The sequence below is a fragment of the Agromyces sp. P1_H4 genome (assembly GCF_056405255.1).
The window spans coordinates 1-7,665 of the sequence record NZ_JBFUCL010000176.1; the positions used below are offsets into that span (position 1 = coordinate 1).

Annotated in this window: 5 protein-coding genes; all 5 read right to left on the reverse strand. The window is 73.6% G+C overall.

Going from position 1 to position 7,665, the window contains the following annotated elements; translation table 11 throughout:
* A partial coding sequence (locus AC1DY2_RS11665) for an Lhr family ATP-dependent helicase (protein ID WP_476762586.1) occupies positions 1-3,882 on the reverse strand: 3,882 nt, incomplete at its 3' end.
* A gap of 46 nt (positions 3,883-3,928) precedes the next feature.
* Positions 3,929-5,362, reverse strand: a complete 1,434-nt coding sequence (locus AC1DY2_RS11670; RefSeq protein WP_476762587.1) for a pyridoxal phosphate-dependent decarboxylase family protein — start codon at positions 5,360-5,362, stop codon at positions 3,929-3,931.
* A gap of 100 nt (positions 5,363-5,462) precedes the next feature.
* Positions 5,463-6,320, reverse strand: a complete 858-nt coding sequence (locus tag AC1DY2_RS11675; RefSeq protein WP_476762588.1) for an SseB family protein — start codon at positions 6,318-6,320, stop codon at positions 5,463-5,465.
* Positions 6,304-7,050: a bifunctional 1-(5-phosphoribosyl)-5-((5-phosphoribosylamino)methylideneamino)imidazole-4-carboxamide isomerase/phosphoribosylanthranilate isomerase PriA gene (gene priA / locus AC1DY2_RS11680; RefSeq protein ID WP_309972646.1), complete on the reverse strand. Its 747-nt coding sequence runs from the start codon at positions 7,048-7,050 to the stop codon at positions 6,304-6,306. Before priA ends, AC1DY2_RS11675 begins: the two co-directional genes overlap by 17 nt.
* Before the next feature lie 96 nt (positions 7,051-7,146).
* Positions 7,147-7,665 (reverse strand): imidazole glycerol phosphate synthase subunit HisH (gene hisH, locus AC1DY2_RS11685; protein ID WP_476762589.1); only part of this gene is annotated, 519 nt, incomplete at its 5' end.

Genomic DNA, 7,665 nt, shown 5'->3' on the forward strand with positions numbered 1-7,665 from the left:
CGGCGTGGCCGCGGCGGTCTTGTGCGCGCCGCGTCCGGCCACGAGTCCGCGAAGCGGCGCGAACGTGTCGTTGGTCACCAGGCCGCCCCAGGCGAGACGCCAGAGCGCGTCGATGACGGGTTGCTCGTCGCTCGCGCCGACGGCCTCGACCAGCTGGCGGAAGAAGTAGCCGCCTCCCCCGCCGAGCACCGCGAGGAGCTCGGTCTCGAGCGGATCGAGCGGCGCGGCCGCCGGGGCGGGGAGCGTGAGCTCGGCCGTCTCGGCGAGGTGCAGGCTGACCCAGCCGTCGTCACCGGCCAGCGATCCCTGCCCGGCCCACACCACCTCGCCCGAGGCGGTGAGCTCGTCGAGCATGGTCGGCCGGTAGTCAGCGACTCGTGCCGGCAGCACGAACGACTCCCACGCCGACGCGGGGATGCGGGCGCCCTCGAGCTGCTCGATCACGGCCGCCAGCCCGTCGACGCCCCGGAGGCGGCCGCCCACGTGCTGCCAGTCGGGCAGGAACCGCGCATACTCGCGCGGCGCGACCGGCTCGACCTCGTTGCGAAGGGCGGCAAGCGAGCGGCGGCGGATGCGGCGCAGTACCTCGCTGTCGCACCACTCGGCGCCGGCGCCGTGCGGCAGGAACTCGCCCTCGACGACCCGGCGCTCACCCGCGAGTCTCGCCAACGTCGATGTTGCGACGACGGGCCCGATGCCGAAGCGTGCCGCGACCGCGTTGGCGGTGAACGGCCCGTGGGTGCGGGCGTACCGGCTCACGAGGTCGCCGAGGGGATCGCGCACGGGCTCGCCGAACACCTCGGGCAGTCCGGGCGGGATCGGCACCCCGAGGGCGTCGCGGAGGCGGCTCAGGTCTTCGACGACCGCGAACCAGGTCGTGCCCGCGAAGCGCACCTCGGCCACTCGTCGAGCGTCCACGAGCGTCGCCAGGGCCGCCGCGGCATCCGTCTCGTCATCGGATCGCTCGGCCACCTCGGTCGCCGTCAGCGGCCCCAGCTCGCGGAGCAGGTCGGCGACACCCTCGTCGCCGCGGGCGGCGCGATCGGGGACGAGCCGCTGCAGCATCCGCTCCGTCTCTTCGACCACCTCGGGATCGAGGAGCTCGCGCAGCTCGACCGTGCCCAGCAGCTCGGCCAGCAACGCCGGGTCGAGCGAGAGCGCGGCGGCACGGCGTTCGGCGAGCGGCGCGTCGCCCTCGTACATGAAGGCGCCGACGTAGCCGAAGAGCAGGCTCGAGGCGAACGGACTCGCCGTCTCGGTGGTGACCTCGACGAACCGCACCCGGCGCGCCGCGATGCGCTCGGTGAGGCGCGTGAGGGCCGGCAGGTCGTAGACGTCCTGGAGGCACTCGCGTACCGCCTCGAGGATGATCGGGAAGTCGGGGAAGTCGCGCGCGACCTCGAGCAGCTGCGACGCGCGCTGCCGCTGCTGCCAGAGCGGCGAACGCCGGCCCGGGTTGATGCGCGGGAGGAGGAGCGCGCGTGCCGCGCACTCGCGGAAGCGTGACGCGAACAGGGCCGAGTCGCCCACCCGCTGCGTGACGAGCTCGACGAGCTCGGCCGACTCGAAGGTGAACAGCTCGGCGCCGGGTGGCTCGTCGGACGTGTCGGGCATGCGCAGCACGATGCCGTCGTCGCTCGCCAYCGCGTTCGCGTCGACGCCGAAGCGCTCCTGCACGCGGGCGCCGGCGGCGAGCGCCCAGGGCGCGTGCACCCGCATGCCGTACGGCGAGTGCAGCACGATGCGCCAGTCGCCGAGCTCGTCGCGGAACCGCTCGACGACGAGGTTCGTGGCGTCGGGCACGACGCGGGTGGCCGCCTTCTGGTCGGCGATGAACGCGACGAGGTTGGATGCCGCGCGCTCGTCGAGTCCGGCGGTGCGCGCTCGTGCCACGCCCGCGTCGGGTGCCGCGTTCGCCAGTTCGGTGACGAAGCCGCCGATGGCCTCGCCGAGCTCCGCCGGACGCCCGATGCCGTCGCCCTTCCAGAACGGGAGGCGGCCGGGTTCACCGAACGCCGGCGCCACGAGCACGCGGTCGTGCGTGATCTCCTGGATGCGCCAGCTCGTCGCTCCGAGCGCGAACACGTCACCGACGCGGGACTCGTAGACCATCTCCTCGTCGAGCTCGCCGACGCGCCGGCCGGGCCCGGCCTCGCCGATCATGAACACGCCGAACATGCCTCGGTCGGGGATGGTGCCGCCGCTCGTGACCGCGAGCCGCTGCGCGCCGCGTCGCCCGACGATCGTGCCGGCGTCGCGGTCCCAGACGATGCGCGGACGCAGCTCGCCGAACCGGTCGGACGGGTATCGCCCGGCGAGCAGGTCGAGGGTGGCGTCGTACGCGGATCGCGGCAGCGTGGCGAACGGCGCGGCGCGGCGCACGAGGTCGAACCAGCCCTCGACGTCCCACTCGTCGACGGCGGCGGCCGCGATGGTCTGCTGCGCGAGCACGTCGAGCGGGTTCGTCGGCACCCGCATCGCCTCGATCGCGCCGGCGACCATGCGTTCGGCGACCACGGTGCAGTGCAGGAGGTCGGCCCGGTGCTTCGGGAAGACGACGCCCTTGGAGATCTCGCCGACCTGGTGCCCGGCACGCCCGATGCGCTGGAGCCCGCTCGCGACCGACGGGGGCGACTCCACCTGCATCACGAGGTCGACGGCGCCCATGTCGATGCCGAGCTCGAGGCTCGACGTCGCCACCACGCACCGCAGGCGGCCGGCCTTCAGGTCGGCCTCCACCAGCGCTCGCTCCTCCTTGCTGACCGAGCCGTGGTGGGATCTCGCGAGCACGGGCGCAGCCCCGCCGGTGATGCCCGACGCACCGACCGCCTGCGCCGGAGGGCGTCGCACCGGCAGCGGACCGTCGGCCACATCGGCGGGCCTGAAGCCATCGCCCGCCCCGACGGCCACCGGCTCCACAACCTCGACGGGCTCCAGATCGAGCGCCTCGACGGGCTCCAGCGCCGCCATCGCCTCCACCGGCTCGGCCTGCCGTTCGGCCCAGAGCTCRTTGAGGCGCGCGGTGAGCCGCTCGGCCAGGCGACGCGAGTTCGCGAACACGATCGTCGACCGATGGGCCAGCACCTCGTCGAGGATCGCCGCCTCGACGTGCGGCCACACCGACCCCGAGCCCGACTCCGTCGCGAGGTCGGACAGGTCGTCGACCGGCACGGTCACCCGGATGTCGAACCGCTTGCCGCTCGGCGGCGCCACGACGCTCACCGGGCGCGTGCCCGCCAGGAACCGCGCCACCTCCTCATGGGGACGCACCGTCGCCGACAGCCCGATGCGCTGCACGGGGCTCGCCGTGATCGCGTCGAGCCGCTCGAGGGAGAGCGCCAGGTGCGCGCCCCGCTTGGTGCCGGCGAGCGCGTGGATCTCGTCGACGATCACGGTCTCGACGCCGCGCAGGGTCTCGCGCGCCGCCGACGTGAGCATGAGGAACAGCGACTCGGGCGTGGTAATGAGGATCTCGGGCGGGTGCGCCACGAGCGAGCGCCGTTCGGCCGGCAGGGTGTCGCCCGAGCGCACGCCGACGCTCACCTCGGGCACCTCCAGTCCGTGCGCGGCCGYTGTGCGGGCGATGCCCACGAGCGGTGCACGCAGGTTGCGCTCGACGTCGACGCCGAGGGCCTTCAACGGCGAGAGGTAGAGGACCTTGGTGCCCGTCGTCTCGGCATCGGCTCCGGACGCATGCAGCCGGTCGATGGCCCAGAGGAACGCGGCGAGGGTCTTGCCCGACCCGGTGGGGGCCACGACGAGCGCGTGGTCGCCGCGCGCGATCGCCCCCCAGGCCTCGCGCTGCACGCTCGTGGGCGCGGTGAACGACTCGGTGAACCACGCCCGGGTCGCGGGCGAGAACGCATGCAACGCCTCGGCCATGCCTCCATTCAACCGGATGCCCCTGACGTCGGGCTTGGAACAGCCGTCACCGCTGCCCGGCGTGCACTGCGGCGAGTGCGCGTGCGACGGCGTCGACCGTGCGGCGCACCTGCGCGGCATCCGTCTGCCAGKTGCTCACCGAGAACCGCACGACCGCCCGGTCGTGCCACCTCGAGGTCATCGCGAGCACCTCCCCGTCGTCCCAGAGCCGTGCGCTGAGCGCTTCGGTCGCCGCGTCACTGGCGAGCGCGATGCAGACCTGCGTGAACACGACGTCGTTGAGCACCTCGACGCCCGGCATCGCCGCCACACCCTCGGCGATGCCGCTCGCGGCATCCGCCAACCGCTCGACGAGCGCAGCGACTCCCGACCGGCCGAGCGAGCGCAGCACCGCCCAGGTGGGCACGCCCCTTGCCCGCCGTGAGAGCTCGGGCACCTTCTCGTGCGGGTCGGCGCCGACCTCGGTCGCCTGCAGGTAGCTCGCCTGCATGCTGAGCGCGCCGTGCATCGGCCGGGCGTCGCGCACGATCGCGAGGCCGCAGTCGTAGGGCACGCTGAGCGTCTTGTGGGCGTCGGTCGACCACGAGTCGGCGGCCTCCATGCCGGCAGTGAGACGTCGCAGCCGCGGCGAGGCGGCCGCCCACAGGCCGAACGCCCCGTCGACGTGCACCCAGGCACCCGCCTCGTGCGCCGCCGCGATCGCCGGGCCGAAGTCGTCGAACGCGCCCGAGTGGATGTTGCCGGCCTGCAGGAGCACGATCGCCGGCCCGGAGCCCGCCGCGAGGGTCTCCCGCAGCGCGTCGACGCGGATGCGACCCTGCTCGTCGCTCGGCACGACCACCGGGCTCCCGAGCCCGAGGTACCTGCCGGCGAGGTCGACCGTGCCATGCCGCTCCTCGCCCACGATGAACCGGATCGGCGGTCCGCCCGCCATGCCGGCGGTCTCCACATCCCAGCCGGCACTGCGCAGTACCGCGTCGCGCCCGGCCGCCAGGCACGTGAACTGCGCCATCGTCGCGCCCGTCACGAACCCGACCTGGCTCCCCTCCGGAAGTCCGAGCAGGTCGACGACCCACGCCTCCGCGAGCTCCTCCACCGCGACGGCGCCCGGGGTGATGGTGCGCAGTGCGGTGTTCTGGTCCCAGGTCGACACGAGCCAGTCGGCGGCGAGCGCCACCGGCTGCGTGCCGCCGATCACCCAGCCGAAGAAGCGCGGCGAGCCGATGGCGATCATGCCCGGCTCGGYGCCCTCCGCGAGCCGCTCGATCACCTCGGTCGCGGGCTCGCCCGACTCGGGCAGCGCACGACCGAGGCGGTCCTTGATCTCTTCGAGGCCGAGCCTCGGGGGGATCGGCCGCTCCCCGACACGCGACAGCCAGTCTTGTGCATACCGATCGGCGAGATCGAGCACCGGTCCATAGGCTCGGTCGGCATGTGCTGGTCCGTCGGCATCGACGGGCTGCTCGTTCGGGTCGACCACGTGACACCTGCGATTCCGCGCGCGCGGGCGCGCCTCCTCGATTCTGCTCCGGCTGCGACATCCGGTCAACGAAGCGGATGCCGCGAGCGGGCCTCGGAGCTCAGACCGCCGTGACGGCATCGGGTCCGGCCACGATCCGCACCGTCAGCGAGTCCACGAGGGTCGCGATCGCGTCGTCGGCGGCCCAGCGCGCGGCCAGCCGCTGGAGCACGGCGTCGAGCTCGGGGCGGGTCAGGCCCGCCACGAGCGTGAGGCGCACGACGAGCTCGGGACCGGCGAGGCGGGCGTCGGGATCGCCGGGCAGCAGCTCGACGCCGAGCACCGCGAGCTCCGTCGCGATCGTGCGCTCGAAGGCGTCGCGCACCTCGACCGAGTCGAACGGCGGATGCCACGGCTGCGACTGCGCCACCGCCCAGACCGCCGGCCGGCGCAGCACGAACTCGCTCGGCGAGCCGGGGTCGAGCACCACCAGGTCGGTCCCGTCGTCGGTCGCCGCGAGCGCCACCCGCACGCCGTCGGCGGGCACCGGACGCGCACCGGGATTCCATCGCGACATCGCCTCGACCGAGGCGAACACCGGCAGCACGCGGCGCCCGTCGGGCCCCTCGACCGTGACGATCGACAGCTCCTGGCTCTTGTCGACCGCGAGGCCGTGCTCGCCGACCTCGGTCCCGCCGTCGCCGAGCTGGGCGAGCAGTGGGATCAGGAGTCGCGACCGGCCGAACTCGGCGACCACGTCGCCCTGCCCGCCGTCGCCTGAGCGGAACCGGCGGATGGCGGCGGCGAGTCGTTCGGGAGCGCGGCCGTCGTCGGCGGCGTGCGCGTTCGGCTGGAACGAGCGGCCCGCCCACGGCACGCCCGCCGAGTCGGCGGCGTTCGGCCCGGAACGCGCCGGCGCGGCATCCGCACCGCCCGGCTCGTGCCCGTGCTCGTGCCCGGGGTCAGTGCCCGGCGACATCCAGCGCCTCGGGCAGCGTGAAGGCACCCGCGTACAGCGCCTTGCCGACGATGGCGCCCTCGAGGCCGAGCGGCACGAGCTCGCGGAGCGCGGCGATGTCGTCGAGGCTCGAGATGCCGCCGGACGCGACGACCGGGCGGTGCGTGCGATCCATGATCTGGCGGAGCAGGTCGAGGTTGGGGCCCTGCAGCGTGCCGTCCTTCGTCACGTCGGTCACCACGTAGCGGGCCGCGCCCGCCTCCTCGAGGCGGTCCATCACGTGCCAGAGGTCGCCGCCGTCCTGCGTCCAGCCGCGTGCCGCGAGCGTCGTGCCGCGCACGTCGAGCCCGACAGCGACGGCTTCGCCGTACTGCGCGATGACGGATGCCGCCCACTCGGGGTTCTCCAGCGCGGCGGTGCCGAGGTTGATGCGCTTCGCGCCGATCTCGAGGGCGTGCTCGAGCGACTCGTCGTCGCGGATGCCGCCCGACAGCTCGACGTTCACGCCACGGACCTGGCGGATGACCTTCTTCAGGATCCCGGCGTTGGATCCCCGACCGAATGCCGCGTCGAGGTCGACGAGGTGGATCCACTCGGCGCCCTGGTCGGCCCAGTCGGTCGCGGCGTCGACGGGGTCGCCGTAGTTCGTCTCGGTTCCCGCCTCGCCCTTCGTGAGGCGCACGGCCTTGCCGCCCGCCACGTCGACCGCCGGAAGCAGCACCAGACGGGGGGTCTTGTTGAACTCGCTCATCACTGTCCTCGTATCAGTGGCTGTGAAGCGCCACAGCGGCACAGTCACAGCATCCTAGCGCCGCCGCGGCGAGGCCGTCGGCGGATGACGCCCCGCTCAGGCGAGCGAGCCGAGCCAGTTCCCGAGCAGCCGGATGCCGGCTTCGGCGGACTTCTCGGGATGGAACTGCGTCGCCGTCAAGGGGCCGTTCTCGACGGCGGCGAGGAACGGCGCGCCGTGTTCGGCCCAGGTGAGCCTCGGCTTCGGGAACGGCGGCATGACGTCGAGCAGCCACGCCTGTGCGGCATACGAGTGCACGAAGTAGAAGCGCTCGTGCTCGATGCCGTCGAAGAGCACGGAGCCCTCGTCGGGGCGAACGGTGTTCCAGCCCATGTGCGGCAGCACGGGCGACGGCAGCTCGGAGACGACGCCGGGCCACTCGCCGAGCCCCTCGGAGTCCACGCCTCGCTCGACGCCGCGCTCGAAGAGCACCTGCATGCCCACGCAGATGCCGAGCACCGGACGGCCACCGGCGAGCCGGCGGTCGATGATCTCGTCGCCGCGAACGGCGCGCAGTTGCTCCATCACGGCGGCGAAGGCGCCGACGCCGGGCACGAGGAGGCCGTCGGCCTCGAG